Here is a 23,674-nt window from a genome sequence, read left to right on the forward strand (position 1 = left end):
ATCGACGGCTCGCCCACACCCGGAACAAGGACCACCCCATGCATGTCGCGCCCACCACCGAACTCAAGGCTCTGCTGCGCCTGGCCGGGCCGCTGATCGCCTCGCAGCTGGCGCACATGCTGATGGTGCTCACCGACACCCTGATGATGGCCCGCATCAGCCCCCAGGCCCTGGCTGGGGGTGGCCTGGGCGCCGCGAGCTACTCGTTCGTGTCGATCTTCTGCTTAGGCATCATCGCTGCGGTGGGCACCCTGGTCGCCATCCGCAAGGGCGCCAACGACACCGAGGGCGCTACGCGCCTGGCGCAGAACGGCCTGTGGCTGGCCTGGGGCCTGGCCCTGGCGGCGGCGCTGGTGCTGTGGAACCTCAAGCCTGCGCTGCTGCTGTTCGGCCAGCAGCCGGACAACGTCGAGGCGGCCATGCAGTTCCTTACCCTGCTGCCGCTGGCCCTGCCCGGCTACCTGACGTTCATGGCCCTGCGCGGCTTCACCAGCGCCCTGGGGCGCTCGACCCCGGTGATGGTCATCAGCCTGGTGGGCACGGTGCTCAACTACCTGTTCAACCACGCGCTGATCGAGGGCATGTTCGGCCTGCCCAAGCTGGGGCTGATGGGTATCGGCCTGGTGACGGCGGTGGTGTCGCTGGGCATGGCGGTGTCGCTGGCGCTGTATATCCGCTGGCACAAGGCCTATGCCGACTACCCGCTGCGCAAGGGCCTGTCGCGGCCCTCGCTGGCAGCGCTACGCGAGCTGTGGCGGCTGGGGCTGCCGATCGGTGGCACCTACATGGTCGAAGTCGGCCTGTTCGCCTTCGCCGCACTGTGCATGGGCGTGCTGGGCAGTACCGAGCTTGCGGCGCACCAGATCGCCCTGCAGATCGTCTCTACCGCGTTCATGGTGCCGACCGGGCTGTCGTACGCAGTGACCATGCGCGTGGGCCTTTACTACGGCGCCGGCAACCTGCTGGCGGCACGCAGCGCCGGGCGCGTGGGCATCAGCTTTGGCGCGGTGCTGATGCTGGTGTTCGCCGGGTTGTTCCTGGTGCTGCCGGACAACCTGGTGGGCCTGCTGGTGAACCGCGACGACCCGGCCTTCGCGGCGATCTTCCAGTTGGCGGTGCAACTGGTGATGGTGGCGGCGTGGTTCGAGCTGTTCGACGGCGTGCAGACCATCGCCATGGGCTCGATCCGCGGGCTCAAGGATGCGCGCACCACCTTCCTGATCGGTGCGGTGTGCTACTGGCTGGTGGGCGCGCCGGCGGCCTGGCTGTTCGCCTTTACCCTGGGTGGCGGGGCGCCGGGGATCTGGTGGGGGCTGGCGTTGGGGCTGGCCTGTGCTTCGGTGGCGCTGACCTTTGCCTTCGAATGGCGGATGAAGCGGATGCTTGGCCGCGCCCAAGCAATGAAGACCGCCGCCGCGTAAACCCTTTGTAGGAGCGGCCTTGTGCCGCGAAAGGGCTGCGCAGCAGCCCCGGCGATATCAGCGTGATGCATAGATCATGGGGGGCGCTGCGCACCCCTTTCGCGGCACAAGGCCGCTCCTACAGGCTCTCTACCAGGCGGGGCTTTGCGGCCTCCAATAAGTACTCGATCAACTCGGCCACCGGCAGCGGGCGGCTGACCAGAAAGCCCTGCACCTGATCGCAACCAAACCCGCGCAGCAGCGCCATCTGCTCCTCGCTCTCGACCCCCTCGGCGACCACTTCGAGGTTGAGGTTGTGGGCCAGGTTGATCATCGCGTGCACCAGCTTGCGGTTCTCTTCACGCTGCTCCATGCCGCCGACGAAGCTGCGGTCGACCTTGAGCAAGGTGATCGGCAGGCTGTTCAGGTGCACGAACGAGGAGAACCCGGTGCCGAAATCGTCCAGCGAAAAACGCACGCCCAGGCGGCCCAGGGCGTCCATGGTCTGGCGCACCAGCTCGTTGCGGCGCATCACCGCGGTTTCGGTCAGCTCGAACTCCAGCCAGCGCGCATCCACCCCGTGCTCGACGATCAAGCGGCTCAGGGTGGCCAGCAGCTGGCTGTCCTGGAACTGGCGAAAGCTCAGGTTCACTGCCATGTGCAGCGGCGCCAGGCCGCTTTCGCGCAGGGCTTGCATGGCTTTCAACGCGCGCGCGATCACCCAGTAGCCCAGCGGCACGATCAGCCCGCTCTGCTCGGCCAGCGGCACGAACTCGCTGGGCGGCAGCAGGCCGCGTTCGGGGTGGTTCCAGCGCACCAGCGCTTCGAGGCCGACGATGCGGCCATCGGCCAGGTTCAAACGTGGCTGGTAATGCAGCTCCAGCTCGTCGCGGCGCAAGGCGCGGCGCAGTTCGCTTTCCAGGTCGGCGAGGCTGCGCGCGTTGCGGTTGATGCGCTCGTTGAACACATGGAAGGTGCAGCCCTGGCTGCCCTTGGCCTGGCGCATGGCGATGTGCGCATGCCACATCAACGGGTCGGCACCGGCCTGGGCGCGGGCGTGGGCCAGGCCCAGGCTGCAGCCCAGCAGCAGGCTTTCGCCGTCGATCCAGTAGGCTTCGGCCAGGGCCTCGACGATGCGTTCGGCCAGCCACTCGGCGCGGTTGGCGTCGCGACGGGTGTCGATCAGCAGGGCGAACTCGTCGCTGCCCAGGCGCGCCAGCTGGTCGCCGGCCTCCAGCTGCTTCTGCAGCCTTGCCACCACCTGCAGGATCAGGCGGTCGCCGCCCTGGTGGCCAAGGGCGTCGTTGACGTGGCGGAAGTTGTCCAGGTCCAGGTGACCCAGGGCCACGCCACGGCCGTCGTTCTCGGCCAGGCGTGCGCTCAGCAGGGCCTGGAAGCCCTGGCGGTTGGCGATGCCGGTGAGTGGGTCCTGTTCGGCCAGGCGCTGCAGGGTGGCCACCAGCACGCCGCGTTCGCGCACGTGGCGCAGCGAGCGGCGCAGGGTGTCGCTGGTCAGTTGCGCCAGCACCAGCCAGTCGCTGACCCCCACCGGCGCGCTGGCCGGCTCCTGCTCCAGCAGCAGGATGGTCGGCAGCTCGCAGCGCCCGGGCGCCGGCTGCAAGGCCGGGGTTGCCAGCACCACGGCCTGGCGGTCGTTGGCGAACAGGCTGTCGACCGCCGCCCAGTCCGGCGCGGTCAACAGCACCGCGCTGCCCGCCAACGGCTGCAAACACTCGCGCAGGCGCGCGGCCCACTCGGGCTCATCGGCCAACAGCAGCAAACGCAGGGGTTCGGCGGGCGTGGACAAGCGGGCTCCTTAGGCGTGGGCGGTGTATCGACGGGCGCGGGCTATCCTACCGCAACAAATGAAAATGATTTTCACTTTTAGTCGCAAACCTTCCGTGGCGGCTACCCGACGCATTTTGACGTGCATCCTGCTCGAAAGCGGCGCGGGCAGCAAACGGGATTTCGGCGATTTGCACGGACATTGCCTGCAAGCCGTGGCAATCGGGCAAAAAGCTTGACTCTCGCGTCAGACGGTCACGCCACAAGCCCCTCATGCCTGCTAGAATGCGCGGCTATTTTCTGGCGACCCCCGGTTTCTAGCATGTCCCGACTCAACCCCCGGCAACAGGAAGCCCGTGACTACGTCGGCGGCCCTCTTTTGGTGCTCGCTGGTGCAGGCTCCGGCAAGACCAGCGTGATCACGCGCAAGATTGCCCACCTGATCCAGAACTGCGGCATCCGTGCCCAGTACATCGTCGCGATGACCTTCACCAACAAGGCCGCGCGCGAAATGAAGGAGCGGGTCGCCACCCTGCTGCGCCCGGGCGAGGGCCGAGGCCTGACGGTGTGCACCTTCCACAACCTGGGGTTGAACATCATCCGCAAGGAGCACGAGCGCCTGGGCTACAAGCCGGGCTTCTCGATCTTCGACGAGTCCGACATCAAGGCGTTGCTGTCGGACATCATGCAGAAGGAATACTCAGGCGACGACGGCATCGACGAGATCAAGAACATGATCGGTGCCTGGAAGAACGACCTGATCCTGCCGCCCGAGGCACTGGAAAAAGCACGCAACCCGCGCGAACAGACCGCCGCCATCGTCTACACCCACTACCAGCGCACGCTCAAGGCGTTCAACGCGGTGGACTTCGACGATTTGATCCTGCAGCCGGTCAAACTGTTCCAGGAACACCCCGACGTGCTGGAGCGCTGGCAGAACCGCGTGCGCTACCTGCTGGTGGACGAATACCAGGACACCAACGCCAGCCAGTACCTGCTGGTGAAGATGCTGATCGGCATGCGCCACCAGTTCACCGTGGTGGGCGACGACGACCAGTCGATCTACGCCTGGCGCGGCGCGCGCCCAGAGAACCTGATGCTGCTCAAGGAGGACTACCCCTCCCTGAAGATCGTCATGCTGGAGCAGAACTACCGCTCCACCAGCCGCATCCTGCGCTGCGCCAACGTGCTGATTGCCAACAACCCCCACGCCTTCGAAAAGCAGCTGTGGAGCGAGATGGGCGTGGGCGACGAGATCCGCGTGATCCGTTGCAAGAACGAGGAAGCCGAGGCCGAGCGCGTGGCCATGGAAATCCTCACCCTGCACCTGCGCACCAACCGCCCGTACAGCGACTTCGCCATCCTCTACCGGGGCAACTACCAGGCCAAGTTGATCGAGCTGAAGCTGCAGCACCACCAGGTGCCGTATCGCCTGTCGGGCGGCAACAGCTTCTTCGGCCGCCAGGAAGTGAAGGACCTGATGGCCTACCTGCGCCTGCTGGTGAACCCGGACGACGATAACGCCTACCTGCGGGTGATCAACGTGCCGCGCCGCGAAATCGGCTCGACCACCCTGGAAAAACTCGGCAACTACTCCACCGAGCGCGGCATCTCGATGTACGCCGCCAGCGACGAGATGGGCCTGGGCGAGCACCTGGACGCCCGCTACACCGAACGCCTGCAGCGCTTCAAGCACTGGCTGGACGGGGTGCGCCACAAGGTCGCCCTGGAAGACCCGATCGCCGCGCTGCACGAAATGATCCGCGACATCGACTACGAAAACTGGATTCGCCAGCAGACCGCCAGCGACAAGGCGGCCGAGTTCCGTATCAGCAACGTCTGGTTCCTGGTCGAAGCGCTGAAGAACACCCTCGAGAAGGACGAAGAGGGTGAGATGACCATCGAGGATGCCATCGGCAAGCTGGTACTGCGCGACATGCTCGAGCGCCAGCAGGAAGAGGAAGAAAACGCCGAGGGCGTGCAGATGATGACCCTGCACGCCTCCAAGGGCCTGGAGTTCCCTTACGTGTTCATCATGGGCATGGAGGAGGAGATCCTCCCCCACCGCTCGAGCATCGAGGCCGACACCATCGAAGAGGAACGCCGCCTGGCCTACGTGGGCATCACCCGCGCGCGCCAGACCCTGGCCTTCACCTTTGCCGCCAAGCGCAAGCAGTACGGTGAGATCATCGACTGCACGCCAAGCCGCTTCCTCGACGAGCTGCCGCCGGACGACCTGGCTTGGGAAGGCCTGGACGATGCGCCCGTGGAAGTGAAAGCCGCCCGGGGCAACAACGCCCTGGCCGATATTCGGGCAATGCTCAAACGCTGATCAACCCTTACTCTTAACGTTGCCGCTTTGATGCGGCCACCTTTGTTACATCGGAGATACACAGTGGAAGCACTGCAGCAGAAAATTCGCGAAGAAGGCATCGTGCTTTCCGATCAGGTTCTGAAAGTCGACGCGTTTCTCAACCACCAGATCGACCCTGCGCTGATGCAGCTGATCGGTGACGAATTCGCCCGCCTGTTCGCCGACTCCGGTGTGACCAAGATCGTCACCATCGAAGCCTCGGGGATTGCCCCGGCGGTGATGGCGGGCCTGAAGCTGGGCGTGCCGGTGATCTTCGCGCGCAAGCACCAGTCGCTGACCCTGACCGAGAACCTGCTGACCGCCAAGGTGTACTCCTTCACCAAGCAGACCGAAAACACCGTGGCCATTTCGCCGCGCCACCTCAACAGCAGCGACCGCGTGCTGGTGATCGACGACTTCCTGGCCAACGGCAAGGCGTCCCAGGCGCTGATCTCGATCATCAAGCAGGCCGGCGCCACCGTGGCGGGCCTGGGTATCGTCATCGAGAAGTCGTTCCAGGGCGGCCGTGCCGAGCTGGACAGCCAGGGTTACCGCGTTGAATCGCTGGCCCGGGTCAAGTCGCTGGAAGGTGGTGTGGTGACCTTCATCGAGTGATGCTGCCTGTACCGGCGTCATCGCCGGCAAGCCGGCTCCTACAGAGATCAGTGTAGGAGCCGGCTTGCCGGCGATGTGGCCGCAACGCGGCCGCGTATTCACTGGGTAGCCTGCAACCCCGCCAGCAACAACCGCTGGTACAGCTCCTCCTTCAGCCCCTTCGGCCGGTCCAGTTGCATGCGCACCAGGTGCGCCTCATACCCTTCAGGCCCAGGCGCCTCCAGTGCCGCCTTGCCCAGCTCCAGCACCTCGCTCAGCTTGAACTTGCTCTTGAGCCAGTTCAGGGCCCGCAACAGGTCGCGCTCCTCAACGGTGAAATCGCTGCCCAGCGGGTACTCCGGGAACAGCCGCGCATGCCGCGTGCGGACCGCCTCCAGGCGCTCGGCGGTATTGTCGCGGTAGCGCTCATCCAGCTCGAAACCCTTCGCCAGCTTGCCGGCTGCCTTGGCTTGCGCCATCAGCTCGCCCTGAAAACGTGAATCACTGATCGCCAGCAGCCGCGCGATGCATTCGCTGTCGGTCTGCCCGCGCAGGTCGGCAATGCCGTATTCGGTGATGACGATGTCGCGCAAATGCCGCGGGATGGTGCAGTGGCCGTAGGCCCAGTACAGGTTGGAGCTGACCTCCCCACCCGCCTCGCGCCAGCTGCGCAGCAACAGGATCGACCTTGCACCGTCCAGGGCATGGCCCTGGGCGACGAAGTTGTACTGTCCGCCCACGCCGCTGAGCACACGGCCGTCTTCCAGCTGGTCGGCAACCCCGGCGCCAAGCAGGGTCATGCCGAACACCGTGTTGACGAAGCGCGCGTCGCGGCGCTGGCGGCGCTTCAGCCCCTCCTGGCCATACAGCTCGTTGATGAAGCTGATGCGGGTCATGGCGAACTGTGCGCGCTGCGTCAGCGGCATGTCGCGCAGGCGCTGGTAGAACGCCTGCGGGCCCAGAAAGAAGCCGCCATGCACCAGCACGCCCTGCTCGTCTGCCGGGCGCCGCACCACGCCGGCCTCGGCCAGGGCCAGCAGGCCATTGACGAACATTTCGCTGCAGCCGTACAGACCTTGGGCGAAGGCATCCAGGCCGCCTTCGCGCTCGATCAGCGCCTGCCACGGGGCGCAATCCAGCTCGGCGAGCAGCGCCCGGTAACCCTCGTTGTCGCCCTGGCGCGCCAGCAACGCGGCTGCCACGGCGTCGCCCATGGCACCGATGCCGATCTGCAAGGTGCCGCCGTCACGCACCAGGGTGCTGGCGTGCAGGCCGATGCAATGGTCCTGGGTGGACACCGGCATGTTCGGGGTGCTGAACAGGCGGCGCTGCTCGGGGCTGTCGATCAGCAGGTCGAAGTCGTCGATGGCCAGCTCTGAATCACCCGGCATGTACGGCAGCTCGCTGTGCACCTGGCCGAGCAGCAGGATGGTTTCGCCGGCTGCGCGGCGCTTTTCGATCATCGGCAGCAAATCGAGGGTGATGTCGGGATTGCAGGCCAGGCTCAGGTGGCCGGGGCGCTCGGGGCTGGCCGCAACCAACTGCGCCACCAGGTTCAGGCCCTTGGCGTTGATGTCGCGGGCGGCGTGGCTGTAGTTGCTGCTGACGTAGCCCTGCTGCGCGGCCTCGCTGTGCAGCAGGTTGCCGGGCTGCATGAAGAACTGCTCGACGCGAATGTTGGCCGGCAGCCTGTTGGCGCGCAGGTCGGCGAGGTAGGTGAGTTCTTCGTAGTCGGCGAACACACGCTCGATGAAGGGTGCCAGAAAGCGCCGTTGCAGGCCGTCGCCCAGCGGCGGGCGGCCGAGGGACAGGGCGGTGTAGATCGTCAGCCTGCGCTCGGGCAGCTCGCGAATGCGCGCGTACAGCGCGTTGACGAAGGCATTGGGTTTGCCCAGGCCCAGGGGCAGGCCCATGTGGATATGGGCGGGCAGGCGCGACAGGGCCTGTTCGACGGCCAGGTCGATGGAGCACAGATGCATGGGGGCCTCCTGAGTCGTCCTTGGGTTCAGGGTTTAGACTGGCCTCTAACGGGTTGGTTGCTCCAAACCAGATTCAAGGAATCTGAACAGGTTGGCGCCCGTCGTCTCGACCTCGAATAACGCCTACCGCGACTATGGGCTCATTCAAGCACGATGGACGCCGATGATCTGGCTGCGTCTAACGGACATACGGGCGAAACACATAAGCTTCACCTGTACGAATGTCATATACCGTACCATTTATTTGATTATGTATCTTGATATCTCCAAAAATCGACTCCTTAAAGACTATAACTCCACCCTCTCTCTGATAGGAATAATCCACATTCTCCACCCAAGATTCAGTATTTTTTGCATACACCCCATACACCTTCCCATATGAGGGTTTAGATACACCACCAACCGTGTAAGGCCCTAAATACCTCGAGCCATCTACGTTGAATTCTTTTGCATAATCACGAGCCAATTTTGATATAGGCGTAGCATAAAACTCACCCCCATACATACTGCGCTGTTGAAAGCTCGCTTGCGGCCCTTGCTTCAACGTATCCATATGCTTACTGCTACTACCATGAAATCCTATCAATTTGTGGCCATTCAAATGGCCGGGGAGCGGCTTGAAAACCCTCCGTTGGCTCGACATAGCAGGGGGCCGCCATCGCATCGGCCCGGCAGGAGGCCGCCACCGCATCGGCCCGGCAGGAGGCCGCCATCGCATCGGCCCGGCAGGAGGCCGCCATTGGCTCGGCCCGGCAAATCGCATCTCGCCGGTGGGATCTTGGAAGTTAACGGGATCGCCTTGACAGTAGGCGTACGCATTCAACCCGCCTGCTGCGAAGGGGCTCATCCTGTCAGGGCAAATGAAACGCATCAATGATGGGCTGAACGCTCGGTAGCCATTACCCAATGGGTAGTACCCTGTAACAGGGTCCGGGTGTTCACCATTGAAACCGAGGATGCTCTGGAGGCGCGGACAATAGCCATAGGGCGAGTAACCTAGAAACCGAGGGGGGCCGCGCCTCGGTACAGATTGACTGCCCAAACGCTGCTTGGAGCTGTCGTTATCCACTATTCGCGAGGTCATCGGTAATTGCCCTTCGTCATCAGGACATTCATTGTTCGATAGAGGTCCTGAAAAATAAACTAGTAGAAATGCTAGTTCTTCATGCCTGACCGTCGGCAAGCTGGCGGCTACACGAAGGGCATGTCGGGCCTGACTTGACAGTGCTGGCCTCACAAAGACAAAGCCCGCCAATAATGGCGGGCCTCATGCAACTCAGTTGTATCTCACAGCCCGGACATCTTCTTGATCGCACCCTTCAGGTCATCATCCGAGCAATCCGCGCAGGTGCCCTTCGGCGGCATGGCGTTGAGGCCGGTAATGGCCTTGGCCAGGATGCCGTCCAGGCCGCCCTGGTGGTCGGCGCGTTCTTTCCAGGCCGCGGTGTCGCCGATCTTCGGCGCGCCCAGAAGGCCGCTGCCATGGCAGGCGTTGCAGTGCTTGGCGATGATCTCGTCAGGGGTCTTGGCACCGCCGCCGCCGGCCGAGGCTGCCACTTCCATGCCCTTGCACTCCTGGCCCTGCACGCACACCTGGCCGACCGGCTCGAGGCGCTTGGCGAGGTCGTCGTTGGTCGCAGCGGTTGCGCTGATTGCCCATAGGGCGAATACGGCTGCTGGTACGGCCAGCATCTTCTTGATTTGGTTCACGCGAACACCCTCATGGTGGCTAATCACGCCCGCGGCCACGGAATTGCGAGCGTTGAAAAGTATAGCGGGAACCCGGAAGGCGTGAAACGACCCTACTTGGCGAAAGGGTATTGGCGAATCAATGCACTGCGCTGGATCAAAAGTTCGATGGGGTAGCCGCGCTAATCAGGCGTGCCGGCTCGTCAAACGGGTTGCGAAAACGGTGCGGGCGGGTGCTTTCGAAGTAGTAGCTGTCGCCAGCTTCGAGCAGGAAGGTCTCGGTGCCGACCACCAGTTCCAGGCGGCCTTCGAGCAAAATGCCGGTTTCTTCGCCATCGTGGGTGAGCATTTCTTCACCGGTGTCGGCGCCGGGCGGGTAGACCTCGTTGAGAAAGGCGATGGCGCGGTTGGGGTGCGACTTGCCGACCAGCTTCATGGTCACGGCGCCGTCGGAGATGTCAATCAGCTCGTGGGCCTTGTAGACGATCTGCGTGGGGCTTTCGGGCGCCAGTTCCACCGAGAAGAACTCGACCATGGACATGGGGATACCGCTGAGCACCTTGCGCAGGGAGCTGATGGACGGGCTCACGCTGTTCTTCTCGATCATCGAGATGGTGCTGTTGGTCACCCCGGCGCGTTTGGCGAGTTCGCGCTGGGACAGGCCCTTGAGCTTGCGGATGGCTTGCAGTCGTTCACCGACGTCCAAAGCGTGCGCCTCCAGAAACGGTCGAGGTGGGGGAAAGTGTGAACGATATGATGGCAATGCCGTTCAGTATTTACAACACACCGCCCCACAGCCTGTCCGCTTCGCGGCGTTATTCGCCGATATAGTCCCGCGGCACGCGCTTCAGGTTGCAGAAGATCTGGTACGGAATGGTCCCGGCCTGCTGCGCCACGTCGCTGGCCAGCACCTGCTTGCCCCACAGCTCCACCGGGCTGCCGACGGTGGCTTCGGGCACCTCGGTGAGGTCGATGCAGAGCATGTCCATCGACACCCGGCCGATCAGTTGGGCACGCTTGCCGGCCACCACCACCGGGGTGCCGGTAGGCGCCTGGCGCGGGTAGCCGTCGGCGTAGCCCATGGCGACCACGCCCACCCGGGTGGGGCGCGGGCTGATGAACTTGGCACCATAACCCACCGGCTCGCCGGCAGGCAGTTCGCGCACGCTGATGACCCGCGATTGCAGGGTCATCACCGGTTGCAGGCGGCTGGCCTGGGCCTGTTCGGCCTCGAACGGGCTGGCGCCATAGAGCATGATGCCCGGGCGCACCCAATCACTCTGAATACTCGGCCAGCCCAGCACCGCCGGCGAGTTGCGCAGGCTGCATTCGGCCTTCAGGCCCTCACGGGCGGCCTCGAACACGGCTACCTGCTGCTCGGTGGCGGCGGCGTCCAGCTCGTCGGCGCGGGCAAAGTGGCTCATCAGCACGATGCGCGCGACCTTGCCGCTGGCCAGCAGGCGCTGGTAGGCGTCGTGGTAGTCCTTGGGGTGGATGCCGACGCGGTGCATGCCGGTGTCCATCTTCAGCCACAGGGTCAGCGGCTTGCGCACTGGGGTCTTTTCGATCGCCTCGAGCTGCCACGGCGAGTGCACCACGCACCACAGGTCGTGCTCGGCGATCAGCGCCAGCTCGCTGGCCTCGAAAAAGCCTTCGAGCAGCAGCACCGGGGCCTTGATGCCGGCTGCGCGCAGTTCCAGCGCTTCCTCGATGCAGGCCACGGCAAAGCCGTCGGCTTCGGGTTCCAGAGCCAGGGCGCAGCGCACCGCGCCATGGCCGTATGCGTCGGCCTTGACCACGGCAAGGGCCTTGGCGCCGGTCAGTTCACGGGCAAGGCGGTAGTTGTGGCGCAGGGCCTGGAGGTCGATCAGGGCGCGGGCGGGGCGCATGGCGGCTTTGCCTTATGGTGGTTCAGGTTGAAAACGCTGTTTGCTTCTTCGCGGCTAAAGCCGCTCCCACAGGGGTCGCGCTTGCTGTGGGAGCGGCTTTAGCCGCGAAAGGGCCGGTACAGGTGCCTGCTTACTGGTGGGCAGGCGCCGTATGACCCTGCTTGGCGACTTCCGGTTCGTTGCCGTAGCGGGAAATATCCAGGCCTGCGGCGCTGATCTGCGGCTTCTTGCGTGCGATCAGGTCCGCCAGCAGGCGGCCGGAGCCGCAGGCCATGGTCCAGCCCAGGGTGCCGTGGCCGGTGTTGAGGAACAGGTTGCGGTACCGGGTGGCGCCGACGATCGGGGTGCCGTCGGGGGTGGCCGGGCGCAAGCCGGTCCAGAAGTCGGCCTGGCTCAGGTCGCCGCCGCGAGGATAAAGGTCGTTGACGATCATCTCCAGCGTTTCACGCCGGCGCGGGTTCAGCGACAGGTCGAAACCTGCGATTTCGGCCATGCCGCCGACGCGGATGCGGTTGTCGAAACGGGTGATGGCGACCTTGTAGGTTTCGTCGAGAATGGTCGAGGTCGGCGCCATGGCGGCATCGGTGATCGGTACGGTCAGCGAGTAGCCCTTGAGCGGGTACACCGGCGCCTTGATGCCCAGCGGCTTGAGCATCTGCGGCGAGTAGCTGCCCAGGGCCAGCACGTAGCGGTCGGCGGTTTCCAGCTTGCCGTCGACCCACACACCGTTGATGCGGTCGCCGGCAAAGTCCAGGCGCTGGATGTCCTGGCCAAAGCGAAACTCGACGCCTGCCTTGATCGCCAGCTCCGCCAGCTTGGTGGTGAACAGCTGGCAGTCGCCGGTCTGGTCGTTGGGCAGGCGCAGGGCGCCGGCAAGGATGCCTTTGACACCCGCCAGGGCCGGCTCCACGCGGGCAATGGCGTCGCGGTCGAGCAGCTCGTAAGGCACACCGGACTGCTCCAGCACGGCGATGTCCTTGGCCGCGGCGTCCACCTGGGCCTGGGTGCGGAACAGCTGGGTGGTGCCCAGGGTGCGGGCTTCGTAAGCGATGCCGGTTTCGGCGCGCAGCTCGTCGAGGCAGTCGCGGCTGTACTCGGACAGGCGCACCATGCGCTCCTTGTTCACCGCATAGCGGCTGGCGGTGCAGTTGCGCAGCATCTGCGCCATCCACAGGTACTGGTCGACGTCGCCAGTCAGCTTGATGGCCAAAGGCGCGTGGCGCTCCAGCAGCCACTTGATGGCTTTGAGCGGCACGCCCGGGGCGGCCCAGGGCGAGGCATAGCCCGGCGAGATCTGGCCGGCGTTGGCAAAACTGGTTTCCATGGCCACCGCCGGCTGGCGGTCGACCACCGTCACTTCGAAACCTTGCCGGGCCAGGTAATAGGCACTGGCGGTTCCGATCACACCGCTACCAAGTACCAGAACTCGCATTGTTTATCCCTCGCACGCGGCGCACCGCAGTCTTTTGTTGAAATGGCATGGATGCGCGCAGTATATGAATCCGAGCCCAGTGCAATTCACTATATAAAGGCCTATATTTGGCGAGAATTCTCGGCAAAAACGCCTTTGACGGAGCGGCATCCCCTATGAGAACCCAGCACCAGAGCAAGCGTGAACTGGACAAGATCGACCGCAACATCCTGCGGATCCTGCAGAATGACGGCCGTATCTCGTTCACCGAACTGGGCGAGAAAGTCGGGCTGTCGACCACCCCGTGTACCGAACGCGTGCGCCGCCTGGAACGCGAGGGGATCATCATGGGCTACAACGCCCGGCTGAACCCGCAGCACCTCAAGGGCAGCCTGCTGGTGTTTGTCGAGATCAGCCTGGACTACAAGTCGGGCGACACCTTCGAGGAGTTCCGCCGCGCGGTGCTCAAGCTGCCCCACGTGCTGGAGTGCCACCTGGTGTCGGGTGACTTCGACTACCTGGTGAAGGCGCGTATTTCGGAGATGGCGTCGTACCGCAAGCTGCTCGGCGACATCCTGCTGAAGCTGCCGCACGTGCGCGAGTCGAAGAGCTACATCGTGATGGAAGAGGTGAAAGAGAGCCTTTGCCTGCCGATTCCGGATTGAGGGCGCTTTCGCGGCGCAAGGCCGCTCCTACAGGCGACCGCGGTTTCCTGTAGGAGCGGCCTTGTGCCGCGAATGGGGCGCGAAGCGGCCCCGGCAATTGCGAATGGGTACGGCGGGTTCAGACCAGCACTTGGCGGGTAGTAGCGATGAACTGATGCACCAGCTGTTCGGCCCCCGGGTCGATCGGCTGCGCCGGGCCGCGGCCACGGGGGCAGGCCAGGCGCGGGGTGGTGCCGAACAACCGGCAGATCATCGGGCGTTCTTCGTAGACGGTGCAGCCGTTGGGGCCCAGGTGTACGCAGTTCAGGTGTTCCAGGGCCGCGTCCTGTTCGGCCTGGCTCTTGCGCGGCAGGCGGGCCATCTCTTCGGACGAGGTGGTGACCGGGCCGCAGCAGTCGTGGCAGCCGGGCTCGCACTCGAACGAGGGGATGAGTTCACGCAGGAAGTGGATCTTGTGGCGGTTGCAGGGCATGGCTGAGTACAAAACAAAGATAGTAGCTGGATTATAGGGCCAATCGCCGGCAAGCCGGCTCCTACAGGTTGCGCGATCACTGTAGGAGCCGGCTTGCCGGCGATGAGGCCAGTTGCCTATCCTCCCCTTCCCCGCCCCACACCCAGGAATCGCCCCATGGTTCACAGCGCGCAGCACGCCGCCTCCTACTACGCCGCCAGCAGCGCGCCACACCCAGACCACGCCTTCCTGCAGGGCGAGCACAGCGCCGATGTGTGCATCGTCGGCGGCGGCTATTCAGGGCTGAACACCTCCATCGAGCTGGCCGAGCGCGGCCTGTCGGTGATTTTGCTGGAGGCGCGCAAGCTTGGCTGGGGCGCCAGCGGGCGCAACGGCGGGCAACTGATTCGCGGCGTCGGCCATGGCCTTGAGCAGTTTCTGCCGGTGATCGGCGAGGACGGCGTGCGGGCCATGAAACTCATGGGCCTGGAGGCGGTGGAGATCGTCCGCGAACGCATCGAACGCCACGCCATCGCCTGCGACCTGACCTGGGGCTACTGCGACCTGGCCAACAAGCCCGACGAACTCAGAGGCTTCGCCGAAGAGGCCGACGCCCTGCGCAGCCTGGGCTACCGCCACGAATTGCGCTTGGTGACCAAGGACGATATGCACAGCGTGGTCGGCTCTGACCAGTACGTCGGTGGCCTGGTCGACATGGGCTCGGGCCACCTGCACCCGCTCAACCTGGCCCTCGGTGAGGCCGCTGCCGCTGCTCGTTTGGGGGTGCGCCTGTTCGAGCAGTCCGAGGTCACCCGCATCGACTACGGCGCGCAGGTGAAGGTGCACACCGCCCAGGGCCAAGTGCGCGCCAACACCCTGGTGCTGTGCTGCAACGCCTACCATAACGACCTCAACCGCGAGCTGGGCGGCAAGGTGCTGCCCGCCGGCAGCTACATCATCGCCACCGAGCCGCTGGGCGAGGAACGCGCACGCCAGTTGTTGCCGCAGAACATGGCGGTGTGCGACCAGCGCGTGGCGCTGGATTACTACCGGCTGTCGGCCGACGGGCGCCTGCTGTTCGGCGGTGCTTGCCATTACTCCGGGCGCGACCCCAGGGATATCGCCGCGTACATGCGCCCGAAGATGCTCAAGGTGTTCCCCCAGCTTGCAGATGTGCGCATCGACTACCAGTGGGGCGGCATGATCGGCATCGGCGCCAACCGCCTGCCGCAGATCGGCCGGCTGGCCAGCCAGCCCAACGTGTATTACGCCCAGGCCTATTCCGGCCACGGGCTGAACGCCACCCACCTGGCCGGGCGGCTGCTGGGCGAGGCGATTTGCGGGCAGCACGGCGGGCGCTTCGACCTGTTCGCCAAGGTGCCGCACCCGACCTTCCCGGGTGGCAAGCTGCTGCGCTCGCCGGTGCTGGCATTGGGGATGTTGTGGTATCGGCTCAAGGAATTGATGTGAGGCCCCTGTAGGAGATTACCCAGTTCTTTCGGGCTGCGCTGTCGCACAGAGAACTAATCTCACACATGCACTGCGGCCCCTGTGGGAAGCGGCCTTGCCGGGGCGCCGTCCGGTCGAGATGGGCTGCGCAGCAGCCCCGGCGATTTTGCATGAGGCCGAGGCCTTGGGGCCGCTTCGCGCCCCATCTCGACCGGACGGCGCCCCGGCGAGGCCGCTTCCCACGGGGACCGTGTTAAATCAATGAGTTGTAGTTTGTTCCATGAGACCCCGTCACTCGCGCCAGAACGGCTTGCAGCCCTCCTCCCGCGCCTGCTCCCAGCTCAGGCCGATATCGCGCAGCTGGCGTGCATCCAGCTCAAGCAGCGCCTTGCGGGTGCGCCAGCGATGCAGCATGAGGCCCCAGCGGCTGAGGTTGGCCAGCGGGTCGTAGATTCTGGTTCGTTGCCCGGCCTCCAGTTCCTTGGCCAACAGTTGCACACGCACATCGCTCAAGCTGCCCATCTCTGCGTACTCCCACTTGGTTGATACTGTGGGGACAGCTTGCGCTTTGAAGCCTTTTGCAATACAGATTCAACCGCTGTTTATTATCTCCATACAGAATTGGCGAAAAGTGGGCTGAATGGAGTATTTTCCTACGATCTGTATTGGTCACTTCCTACAAAACCCCCGGAGTATGCCGTGACTCTCTACCTCAACCTGGCAGAACTGCTCGGATCGCGCATCGAGCAGGGCCTGTACCGCCCCGGGCAGCGTCTGCCGTCGGTGCGGGCGCTGAGCGTCGAGCACGGCGTCAGCCTGAGCACCGTGCAGCAGGCCTACCGCATGCTGGAGGACAACGGCCTGGTGTCGCCCAGGCCCAAATCCGGCTATTTCGTCGCCGAAGACCGCCAACTGCCGGCACTGCCGGACATCAGCCGGCCGGCCCAGCGGCCTGTGGATATCTCCCAGTGGGAGCAGGTGCTGGAGCTGGTGCGCAGCACCCCGCAGCGCGATGTGATCCAGCTCGGGCGCGGCATGCCTGACGTCGACAGCCCGACCCTCAAGCCGCTATTGCGCAGCCTGGCGCAGATCAGCCGGCGCATGGACATGCCCGGGCTGTATTACGACAACATTCACGGCAACCTACAGATGCGCGAGCAGATCGCCCGGCTGATGCTCGACTCCGGCTGCCGCCTGGGCCCGGCCGACCTGGTGGTGACCACCGGCTGCCACGAGGCGCTGTCGTGCAGCATCCGTGCAGTGTGCCAGCCCGGCGATATCGTCGCGGTGGACTCGCCGAGCTTCCACGGCGCCATGCAGACCCTCAAGGGCTTAGGGATGAAGGCCCTGGAGATCCCCACCGACCCGATCACCGGCATCAGCCTCGAAGCCCTCGAGCTGGCCCTGGAACAGTGGCCGATCAAGCTCATCCAGATCACACCCAACTGCAACAACCCGCTCGGCTACATCATGCCCGAGGCACGCAAGAAGGCCCTGCTGACCCTGGCCCAGCGCTACGACGTGGCGATTCTGGAAGACGATGTGTACGGCGACCTGGCCTACACCTACCCGCGCCCAAGCACGGTGAAGTCGTTCGATGACGATGGCCGCGTGCTGCTGTGCAGCTCGTTCTCCAAGACCCTGGCCCCTGGCCTGCGGGTCGGCTGGGTGGCGCCGGGGCGCTACCTGGAGCGGGTGCTGCACATGAAGTACATCAGCACCGGCAGCACCGCCTGCCAGCCGCAACTGGCGATTGCCGACTTCATCGCCGACGGCCACTACCAGCCGCACCTGCGACGTATGCGCAGCCAGTACCAGCGCGGCCGCGACCAGATGTGCGACTGGGTGGCCCGGTACTTTCCGCCGGGCACCCGCGCCAGCCGGCCCCAGGGCGGCTTCATGCTGTGGGTGGAGCTGCCGGAAAGTTTCGATACGCTGCGCCTGAACCGGGCTTTACTGGAGCAGGGCGTGCAGATTGCCGTGGGCAGCATCTTTTCGGCCTCGGGCAAGTACCGCAACTGCTTGCGCATGAACTTCGCCGCGCGGCCGACGCCGCAAATCGAGGAGGCCGTGCGCAAGGTGGGGCAAACCGCCGTTCGTCTACTGGAACAGGAACAATCTGCCGGGTAACTTTGCCCCGCCTGCCACGGTCCAACCCCATAAGCCCTTGCTGCACAGGACGCTCCACCCTTGAGACTCCAGCGCACTCTGCCCCTGCTGCTGGCGCTGTCGCTTGGCCTTTCGGGCTGCGCCAGCGTCAGCACGCCCCGTGACGTGAGCCAGGCCTTGCCCGCAAGCGACTCGGCGTTTGGCCGCTCGGTGCAGCGCCAGGCCGCGCCCTACGAGGGCCGCTCGGGCTTTCGCCTGCTGCCCAACAGCAACGAGGCGTTCCGCGCCCGCGCCGAGCTGATCCGCAACGCCCAGGCCAGCATCGATGTGCAGTACTACATCGTCCACGACGGCCTGAGCACCCGCGCCCTGGTGCATGAACTGCTGCGCGCCGCCGACCGCGGGGTGCGCGTGCGGGTGCTGCTGGACGACACCGCCAGCGACGGCCTGGACAGCCTGATCGGCACCCTCGCCGCCCACCCGAACATCCAGATCCGCGTGTTCAACCCGCTGCACCTGGGCCGCAGCACCGGCTTCACCCGCGCGGCCGGGCGGCTGTTCAACCTGTCGCGCCAGCACCGGCGCATGCACAACAAGCTGTTTTTGGTGGACAACAGCATGGCCATCGTCGGCGGGCGCAACCTGGGCGACGAGTACTTCGATGCCGAGCCCAACCTGAACTTCACCGACATCGACCTGCTGGGGGTGGGGCCGGTGGCCGAGCAGCTGGGGCACAGCTTCGACCAGTACTGGAACAGCGCCCTGAGCCGGCCAATCAGCGACTACCTGTGGTGGCAGCCTGACGCTGCCGACCTGCACGCCAGCCGCCAGCGCCTGGAAACCTGGCTGGCCCGGGCGCGCACCGAGCGCAAGGCGGCCTATGAGCGGCTGATGGCCTACCAGACCCAGCCGCGCCTGGACGTGTGGCGCAACGAGCTGATCTGGGCCCACAGCCAGGCGCTGTGGGATGCACCAAGCAAGGTGCTGGCCGACGACGAGCCCGACCCGCAGTTGCTGATGAGCCACCAGTTGGCACCGGAGCTGAACGGCGTGCACCGCGAGCTGATTTTGGTGTCGGCCTACTTCGTGCCGGGCCAGCCGGGCTTGCTGTACCTGACCAGCCGCGCCGACGCCGGCACTTCAGTGAAGCTCTTGACCAACTCGCTGGAAGCCACTGACGTGCCAGCGGTGCATGGCGGCTACGCGCCCTACCGGCGCGCCTTGCTGGAGCATGGCGTGCAGCTGTACGAGCTGCGCCGCCAGCCGGGCGATGCGATTACCCGGCGCGGGCTGACCTTCCACGGCAGCTCCGACTCCAGCCTGCACAGCAAGGCGATGGTGTTCGACCGGCACAAGACCTTCATCGGCTCGTTCAACTTCGACCCGCGCTCGGTGCTGTGGAACACCGAGGTGGGGGTACTGGTGGACAGCCCGGAGCTGGCTGAGTACACCCGCGAACTGGCGCTGCAGGGCATGGCCCCGGCGCTGAGCTACCAGCCGCAGCTGGTGGACGGGAAGATGGTGTGGGTGACCGAGGACAACGGCCAGCGGCATGTGCTGCTGACCGAGCCGGGTGGCTGGTGGCGGCGATTCAATGCCTGGGTGAGCAAGGCGGTGGGGCTGGAGAAAATGTTGTAGCGCCTAGCCCTGTAGCCGGCTTGCCGGCGATTGGGCCTCACAGGTTTGCATGGCACCTGCTGCGCAGGTGATCGCCGGCAAGCCGGCTCCTACAGGGGGCTGGCTGGTTCCGGCTCGAAAGCATCCTTGCGCCGGGTCAGCAGCACCAGCCCCGCCGCCCCCGCGGCCATCAGCAACGGCAAGGCATGCCCGCTGATCCACTGGCTGCCAGCCCCGGCCAGCAAAGGCCCGATCAGGCAGCCGATGCCCCACAATTGCGCCACATGGGCATTGGCCCGTACCAGCGCATCATCCCGATAACGCTCGCCGATCAGCACCAGCGACAGGGTGAACAGCCCGCCGGCACTGGCGCCGAACAGCACCCACAACGGCCAGATCACCGGTGTGTGCAGCAACAACGGAATGGCCAGGCTGGACACCATCAAGGTCAAGGCACAGCCGCTGAACAGCGCGCGCCGCGACATGCGGTCGGCCAGCGCGCCGATGGGCAACTGCAGCACCGCATCGCCCACCACCACGGTGCTGACCATGAACAGCGCAAGTTCGGTGGTGAAGCCCTGCTGCAGGCAGTACACCGGCAGCAGGGTGAGAATCATCGCCTCGAAGGCAGCGAACAGGGCAATGGCCCAGGCGATCACCGGCAGGCGCCGGCAAAAGCCCACCAGGTCGCCCAGGGTGACGCTGCAGGCCTCGGTGGTCGGCGCGCCGCCGCGGCCCAGCAGTATCAGGGGTGCCAGCAGCAGAATGCCGGTGGCGGCCCAGAAGCCGAAGTCGTCGTCCGACCCGAGAAAACCCAGCACCAGTGGCCCGGCCAGCTGGCTGAGCGCGTAGCTGCTGCCGTACAAGGCCACCAGGCGGCCGCGCCAGTGCTCGACCACCAACTGGTTGATCCAGCTTTCGCCAAGGATGAACACCACCGTCAACGACATGCCGATCAGCAGGCGCAGCGCCAGCCACAGCGGGTAGCTGGGCAACAGCGCCACCAACCCGATCGACAATGCCCCGCCCCACAGGCACAGGCGCATGGCCATGGGTACCCCGACCCAGCCGGCCAGGCGGCTGGCCAGGCTGGCACCGATCAGCACGCCGACCGCCGGCATCGCGGCCATGACGCCGATGGCGAACCCGCCAAAGCCCCAGCCCTCCAGGCGCAGGGACACCAGCGGCATGCTCACGCCGAGCGCGAGCCCGACACTGAGCACCGACGCCAGTACGGCAAAGTAGGTTCCCCAACGCATGAAAGCCTCCGGGCAAAAAAGTCAGGCAGAAAGCATCGCGGGGCAAGCCCGCTCCCACGGGCGTGTGGGAGCGGGCTTGCCCCGCGAAAAGGCGTTACCGGATTACAGCTTGATCCAGGTCGCCTTCAGCTCGGTGTACTTCTCCAGGGCGTGCAGCGACTTGTCGCGGCCGTTGCCCGACTGCTTGAAGCCACCGAACGGGGCGGTCATGTCGCCGCCATCGTACTGGTTGACCCAGACGCTGCCGGCACGCACGGCGCGGGCGGTCTTGTGGGCCTTGGAGATGTCCGAGGTCCAGATGCCGGCCGCCAGGCCGTACGGGGTGTCGTTGGCAATGGCCACGGCTTCTTCGGCGGTGTCGAAGGTGATTACCGACAGCACCGGGCCGAAGATCTCTTCCTTGGCGATGCGCATGGCGTTGGTCACGCCGTCGAAGATGGTCGGCTCGACATAGGTGCCGCCGGTCTCTTCGAGGGTGCGCTTGCCACCGGCCAGCAGCTTGGCGCCGTCCTGGTGGCCGGCGTCGATGTACGACAGCACGGTATTCATCTGCTGGGTGTCGACCAGCGCGCCGACGGTGGTTTGCGGGTCCAGCGGGTTGCCTGGCTTCCAGCCCTTCAAGGCCTCGACCACCATGGGCAGGAACTTGTCCTTGATCGAGCGCTCCACCAGCAGGCGGGAACCGGCAGTGCAGACCTCGCCCTGGTTGAAGGCGATGGCGCTGGCAGCAGCTTCGGCGGCCGCTTGCAGGTCCGGAGCGTCGGCGAAGACGATGTTCGGGCTCTTGCCGCCGGCTTCCAGCCACACGCGCTTCATGTTCGACTCGCCCGCGTACACCATCAGCTGCTTGGCGATCTTGGTGGAGCCGGTGAACACCAGGGTGTCGACGTCCATGTGCAGGGCCAGGGCCTTGCCCACGGTGTGGCCGTAGCCTGGCAGCACGTTCAGCACGCCTTTCGGGATGCCGGCCTCGATGGCCAGTTGGGCGATGCGGATGGCGGTCAGCGGGGACTTTTCCGACGGTTTGAGGACGATGGAGTTACCGGTGGCCAGGGCCGGGCCCAGCTTCCAGCAGGCCATCAGCAGCGGGAAGTTCCAGGGTACGATGGCACCGACCACGCCCACCGGCTCGCGGGTAACCAGGCCGAGCTGGTCGTGCGGGGTGGGGGCAACTTCGTCGTAGACCTTGTCGATGGCTTCGGCGGTCCAGTGAATAGCGTTGGCTGCACCCGGGATGTCGATGCTCGACGAGTCGCCGATCGGCTTGCCCATGTCGAGGGTTTCCAGCAGGGCCAGCTCTTCGACGTTCTTGCGCAGCAAGTCTGCGAAGCGGATCAGGGTAGCCTTGCGCTTGGCCGGGGCCAGGCGCGACCAGACGCCGGATTCGAACACCGCTCGGGCATTGTCGACAGCGTGGTTGGCGTCGGCCAGGTCACAGCTGGCAACCTTGGCCAGGAAGCGTCCGTCCACCGGGCTCAGGCAGTCGAAGGTTTCACCGGATGCGGCATCGGTGTATTCGCCGTTGATGAAGGCGCGGCCTTCGATCTTCAGTTGCTGGGCACGCTGTTCCCAGTCCGCACGAGTCAGGGTGGTCATAGGAAACTCCTCTCTTGTCAAAGTGCAGCACCGCACTGAGGATTCACGGGCGCTGTCAGAAATTCTGGCCGGGCGACGCACGCACACCGGCATCCGACACCCTAAACCAGGCCAGCCAAACTATCAATATATTTGACACTCGAGGCCTAAACGCCTACTGATGTTCATTTTATTAAACAATCACAGGGTATCCAGCATGAGCATTGCCAGCATCGTCGACTTCGCCCAGGTGCTTACCGAGGCCGAACGCTACCGCCCGGCCGCCGAGAAAATCCTCAAGGGCGAGCCGGACCAGGCTGTCTACAACCATTACTCCAGCCCTTGCGGGCAGTTTGCCGCGGGCGTGTGGGAAGGTGAGGTGGGGCAGTGGACGGTGAACTACACCGAGCATGAGTACTGCGAGATCGTGCAGGGTGTTTCGGTGCTGCGTGACCAGGACGGCAATGCCAAGACCTTGCGCGTTGGCGACCGCTTCGTCATCCCGGCGGGCTTCAAGGGCACCTGGGAGGTGCTGGAGCCGTGCCGCAAGATCTATGTGCTGTTCGAGCAGAAGTAGCTATGTAACGCATGGGTCATGGAGCTGCGCGCAAGGATGGCGCGGCCCAATATCGGGCCATTCCTGAAAAGGTGAACACCATGACCAACGACCAGATCATCGATGAACTGAAACACCTCAACGGCACTCGCTACGTTCCAAGCGTGCGGGCCTACATCCAGGAAATGAGCGGCCGTGCGCTGGTGCTGGGCCCAGGGGATATGCACACCCACGACTTCAACGCGCAGCGTATCCACATCATCGTCGATGAGCAGCGCATCCTTGGCCTGCACTTCAGCTGAAGCCGACCGTCGACTTCAGGCATAAAAAAACCCGCGACCTTTCGGTTGCGGGTTTTTTTCAGGTTGCCGATCAATTACTTGATCTTGGCTTCCTTGTACACCACGTGCTTGCGAACAACCGGATCGTATTTCTTGATCTCGATTTTGTCCGGGGTGGTGCGCTTGTTCTTGTCGGTGGTGTAGAAGTGGCCGGTACCGGCACTCGAAACCAGACGGATCAATTCACGCATGATGTTCTCCCTTAAACCTTGGCGCCAGCTTTGCGGATGTCAACCAGAACGGCGTCGATGCCGCGCTTGTCGATGATGCGCATGCCTTTGGCGGATACACGCAGACGCACGAAACGGTTCTCGGATTCAACCCAGAAACGGTGGTGCTGCAGGTTCGGCAGGAAACGACGACGGGTTTTGTTGTTTGCGTGGGAAATGTTGTTCCCGGTTACTGGACCCTTACCAGTAACTTGACAGACTCTCGACATGACTCAGCCCTCTAAAACCACATGCCCAACCCGGCATGGGTTGGCCGCTTAATCTCTCAGTCTTTGGCGCCAGGCGCCGTGATTCTGGAGGTCTTATCGACCGGATCCGCTGA

At 64.7% G+C, this 23,674-nt stretch carries 22 protein-coding genes and 1 pseudogene; 9 read left to right on the forward strand and 14 right to left on the reverse strand.

Features of this window, described 5'->3' with window-relative positions; all coding sequences use genetic code 11:
* Positions 1-38 precede the first annotated feature (38 nt).
* A complete protein-coding gene (locus tag KSS94_RS26385; protein WP_217840946.1) occupies positions 39-1,421 on the forward strand; it encodes a NorM family multidrug efflux MATE transporter in 1,383 nt (460 codons plus the stop codon).
* 118 nt (positions 1,422-1,539) lie between these two features.
* Here KSS94_RS26385 and KSS94_RS26390 read toward each other — a convergent pair whose 3' ends face one another.
* Positions 1,540-3,207, reverse strand: a complete 1,668-nt coding sequence (locus KSS94_RS26390; RefSeq protein ID WP_217840947.1) for a putative bifunctional diguanylate cyclase/phosphodiesterase — start codon at positions 3,205-3,207, stop codon at positions 1,540-1,542.
* A 300-nt stretch (positions 3,208-3,507) separates the two neighbouring features.
* Here KSS94_RS26390 and rep point away from each other — a divergent pair, with 300 nt between their 5' ends.
* The gene (gene rep / locus KSS94_RS26395) at positions 3,508-5,517 is read left to right on the forward strand and encodes a DNA helicase Rep (protein WP_217840948.1); all 2,010 of its coding nucleotides are present in this window, start codon (positions 3,508-3,510) and stop codon (positions 5,515-5,517) included.
* A gap of 63 nt (positions 5,518-5,580) precedes the next feature.
* Positions 5,581-6,153, forward strand: a complete 573-nt coding sequence (locus KSS94_RS26400; RefSeq protein WP_217840949.1) for a xanthine phosphoribosyltransferase — start codon at positions 5,581-5,583, stop codon at positions 6,151-6,153.
* 98 nt (positions 6,154-6,251) lie between these two features.
* Here the strand turns inward: KSS94_RS26400 and KSS94_RS26405 are convergent, their stop codons facing one another.
* The 7 genes and pseudogenes from KSS94_RS26405 to dadA form a co-directional block, all read right to left on the reverse strand.
* Positions 6,252-8,111, reverse strand: coding sequence for an acetyl-CoA hydrolase/transferase C-terminal domain-containing protein (locus KSS94_RS26405; RefSeq protein ID WP_217840950.1), 1,860 nt, complete (start codon positions 8,109-8,111; stop codon positions 6,252-6,254).
* Between the two features lie 178 nt (positions 8,112-8,289).
* Positions 8,290-8,664 (reverse strand): hypothetical protein, encoded by a 375-nt coding sequence (locus KSS94_RS27315; RefSeq protein ID WP_225935922.1) that lies wholly within the window; start codon positions 8,662-8,664, stop codon positions 8,290-8,292.
* 207 nt (positions 8,665-8,871) lie between these two features.
* Positions 8,872-9,159, reverse strand: a pseudogene (locus tag KSS94_RS27320) (RHS repeat-associated core domain-containing protein); the annotation flags it as partial.
* Between the two features lie 239 nt (positions 9,160-9,398).
* Positions 9,399-9,803 (reverse strand): c-type cytochrome, encoded by a 405-nt coding sequence (locus KSS94_RS26415; protein ID WP_217843677.1) that lies wholly within the window; start codon positions 9,801-9,803, stop codon positions 9,399-9,401.
* Between the two features lie 154 nt (positions 9,804-9,957).
* Positions 9,958-10,506, reverse strand: a complete 549-nt coding sequence (locus KSS94_RS26420) for a cupin domain-containing protein (protein WP_039581939.1) — start codon at positions 10,504-10,506, stop codon at positions 9,958-9,960.
* A 109-nt stretch (positions 10,507-10,615) separates the two neighbouring features.
* Positions 10,616-11,689, reverse strand: a complete 1,074-nt coding sequence (gene alr, locus KSS94_RS26425) for an alanine racemase (RefSeq protein ID WP_217840952.1) — start codon at positions 11,687-11,689, stop codon at positions 10,616-10,618.
* 130 nt (positions 11,690-11,819) lie between these two features.
* Positions 11,820-13,121 carry a D-amino acid dehydrogenase gene (gene dadA / locus KSS94_RS26430; RefSeq protein ID WP_217840953.1) on the reverse strand — a complete coding sequence of 434 codons (1,302 nt, stop codon included), beginning with the start codon at positions 13,119-13,121 and terminating at the stop codon, positions 11,820-11,822.
* A 155-nt stretch (positions 13,122-13,276) separates the two neighbouring features.
* On the opposite strand from dadA, the gene dadR reads away from it, so the two are divergent.
* Positions 13,277-13,765: a transcriptional regulator DadR gene (dadR, locus tag KSS94_RS26435; protein WP_003258963.1), complete on the forward strand. Its 489-nt coding sequence runs from the start codon at positions 13,277-13,279 to the stop codon at positions 13,763-13,765.
* Positions 13,766-13,883: 118 nt separating this feature from the next.
* On the opposite strand, the gene KSS94_RS26440 is transcribed toward dadR, so the two are convergent.
* Positions 13,884-14,237: a YkgJ family cysteine cluster protein gene (locus KSS94_RS26440; protein ID WP_217840954.1), complete on the reverse strand. Its 354-nt coding sequence runs from the start codon at positions 14,235-14,237 to the stop codon at positions 13,884-13,886.
* 156 nt (positions 14,238-14,393) lie between these two features.
* Here KSS94_RS26440 and KSS94_RS26445 point away from each other — a divergent pair, with 156 nt between their 5' ends.
* Positions 14,394-15,686, forward strand: coding sequence for an NAD(P)/FAD-dependent oxidoreductase (locus KSS94_RS26445; RefSeq protein WP_217840955.1), 1,293 nt, complete (start codon positions 14,394-14,396; stop codon positions 15,684-15,686).
* A 270-nt stretch (positions 15,687-15,956) separates the two neighbouring features.
* Here KSS94_RS26445 and KSS94_RS26450 read toward each other — a convergent pair whose 3' ends face one another.
* On the reverse strand, positions 15,957-16,187 hold the full coding sequence (locus KSS94_RS26450) for a DUF1127 domain-containing protein (RefSeq protein ID WP_217840956.1): 231 nt from the start codon (positions 16,185-16,187) through the stop codon (positions 15,957-15,959).
* 177 nt (positions 16,188-16,364) lie between these two features.
* On the opposite strand from KSS94_RS26450, the gene KSS94_RS26455 reads away from it, so the two are divergent.
* A complete protein-coding gene (locus tag KSS94_RS26455) occupies positions 16,365-17,795 on the forward strand; it encodes an aminotransferase-like domain-containing protein (RefSeq protein WP_217840957.1) in 1,431 nt (476 codons plus the stop codon).
* Positions 17,796-17,855: 60 nt separating this feature from the next.
* The gene (locus KSS94_RS26460) at positions 17,856-19,412 is read left to right on the forward strand and encodes a phospholipase D family protein (protein ID WP_217840958.1); all 1,557 of its coding nucleotides are present in this window, start codon (positions 17,856-17,858) and stop codon (positions 19,410-19,412) included.
* 89 nt (positions 19,413-19,501) lie between these two features.
* Here the strand turns inward: KSS94_RS26460 and KSS94_RS26465 are convergent, their stop codons facing one another.
* Together KSS94_RS26465 and KSS94_RS26470 are read right to left on the reverse strand one after the other, a co-directional pair.
* On the reverse strand, positions 19,502-20,650 hold the full coding sequence (locus KSS94_RS26465; protein WP_217840959.1) for an MFS transporter: 1,149 nt from the start codon (positions 20,648-20,650) through the stop codon (positions 19,502-19,504).
* Between the two features lie 102 nt (positions 20,651-20,752).
* On the reverse strand, positions 20,753-22,246 hold the full coding sequence (locus tag KSS94_RS26470; protein ID WP_217840960.1) for an aldehyde dehydrogenase: 1,494 nt from the start codon (positions 22,244-22,246) through the stop codon (positions 20,753-20,755).
* A gap of 196 nt (positions 22,247-22,442) precedes the next feature.
* Between KSS94_RS26470 and KSS94_RS26475 the strand changes: the two genes are divergently transcribed.
* Both KSS94_RS26475 and KSS94_RS26480 read left to right on the forward strand, forming a co-directional pair.
* Positions 22,443-22,802: a cupin domain-containing protein gene (locus KSS94_RS26475; protein WP_217840961.1), complete on the forward strand. Its 360-nt coding sequence runs from the start codon at positions 22,443-22,445 to the stop codon at positions 22,800-22,802.
* 80 nt (positions 22,803-22,882) lie between these two features.
* Complete coding sequence (locus KSS94_RS26480) at positions 22,883-23,083, forward strand: I78 family peptidase inhibitor (protein ID WP_217840962.1); 201 nt, start codon at positions 22,883-22,885, stop codon at positions 23,081-23,083.
* 74 nt (positions 23,084-23,157) lie between these two features.
* Here the strand turns inward: KSS94_RS26480 and rpmG are convergent, their stop codons facing one another.
* Together rpmG and rpmB are read right to left on the reverse strand one after the other, a co-directional pair.
* Positions 23,158-23,313: a 50S ribosomal protein L33 gene (rpmG, locus tag KSS94_RS26485; RefSeq protein ID WP_003253507.1), complete on the reverse strand. Its 156-nt coding sequence runs from the start codon at positions 23,311-23,313 to the stop codon at positions 23,158-23,160.
* An 11-nt stretch (positions 23,314-23,324) separates the two neighbouring features.
* Positions 23,325-23,561, reverse strand: coding sequence for a 50S ribosomal protein L28 (gene rpmB / locus KSS94_RS26490; protein ID WP_054894119.1), 237 nt, complete (start codon positions 23,559-23,561; stop codon positions 23,325-23,327).
* Between the last annotated feature and the right edge of the window lie 113 nt (positions 23,562-23,674).

Origin of the sequence: Pseudomonas fakonensis (assembly GCF_019139895.1) — a bacterium.
In the GTDB taxonomy this organism is placed as follows: Bacteria; Pseudomonadota; Gammaproteobacteria; order Pseudomonadales; family Pseudomonadaceae; genus Aquipseudomonas; species Aquipseudomonas fakonensis.

Coding starts and splice junctions, on each gene's coding strand:
- KSS94_RS26385 (WP_217840946.1), top strand. CDS start 39: ATGCATGTCGCGCCCACCACCGAACTCAAGGCTCTGCTGCGCCTGGCC.
- rep (WP_217840948.1), top strand. CDS start 3,508: ATGTCCCGACTCAACCCCCGGCAACAGGAAGCCCGTGACTACGTCGGC.
- KSS94_RS26405 (WP_217840950.1), bottom strand. CDS start 8,111: ATGCATCTGTGCTCCATCGACCTGGCCGTCGAACAGGCCCTGTCGCGC.
- KSS94_RS27315 (WP_225935922.1), bottom strand. CDS start 8,664: ATGGATACGTTGAAGCAAGGGCCGCAAGCGAGCTTTCAACAGCGCAGT.
- KSS94_RS26415 (WP_217843677.1), bottom strand. CDS start 9,803: ATGCTGGCCGTACCAGCAGCCGTATTCGCCCTATGGGCAATCAGCGCA.
- alr (WP_217840952.1), bottom strand. CDS start 11,689: ATGCGCCCCGCCCGCGCCCTGATCGACCTCCAGGCCCTGCGCCACAAC.
- dadA (WP_217840953.1), bottom strand. CDS start 13,121: ATGCGAGTTCTGGTACTTGGTAGCGGTGTGATCGGAACCGCCAGTGCC.
- dadR (WP_003258963.1), top strand. CDS start 13,277: ATGAGAACCCAGCACCAGAGCAAGCGTGAACTGGACAAGATCGACCGC.
- KSS94_RS26440 (WP_217840954.1), bottom strand. CDS start 14,237: ATGCCCTGCAACCGCCACAAGATCCACTTCCTGCGTGAACTCATCCCC.
- KSS94_RS26445 (WP_217840955.1), top strand. CDS start 14,394: ATGGTTCACAGCGCGCAGCACGCCGCCTCCTACTACGCCGCCAGCAGC.
- KSS94_RS26450 (WP_217840956.1), bottom strand. CDS start 16,187: ATGGGCAGCTTGAGCGATGTGCGTGTGCAACTGTTGGCCAAGGAACTG.
- KSS94_RS26465 (WP_217840959.1), bottom strand. CDS start 20,650: ATGCGTTGGGGAACCTACTTTGCCGTACTGGCGTCGGTGCTCAGTGTC.
- KSS94_RS26470 (WP_217840960.1), bottom strand. CDS start 22,246: ATGACCACCCTGACTCGTGCGGACTGGGAACAGCGTGCCCAGCAACTG.
- KSS94_RS26475 (WP_217840961.1), top strand. CDS start 22,443: ATGAGCATTGCCAGCATCGTCGACTTCGCCCAGGTGCTTACCGAGGCC.
- KSS94_RS26480 (WP_217840962.1), top strand. CDS start 22,883: ATGACCAACGACCAGATCATCGATGAACTGAAACACCTCAACGGCACT.
- rpmG (WP_003253507.1), bottom strand. CDS start 23,313: ATGCGTGAATTGATCCGTCTGGTTTCGAGTGCCGGTACCGGCCACTTC.
- rpmB (WP_054894119.1), bottom strand. CDS start 23,561: ATGTCGAGAGTCTGTCAAGTTACTGGTAAGGGTCCAGTAACCGGGAAC.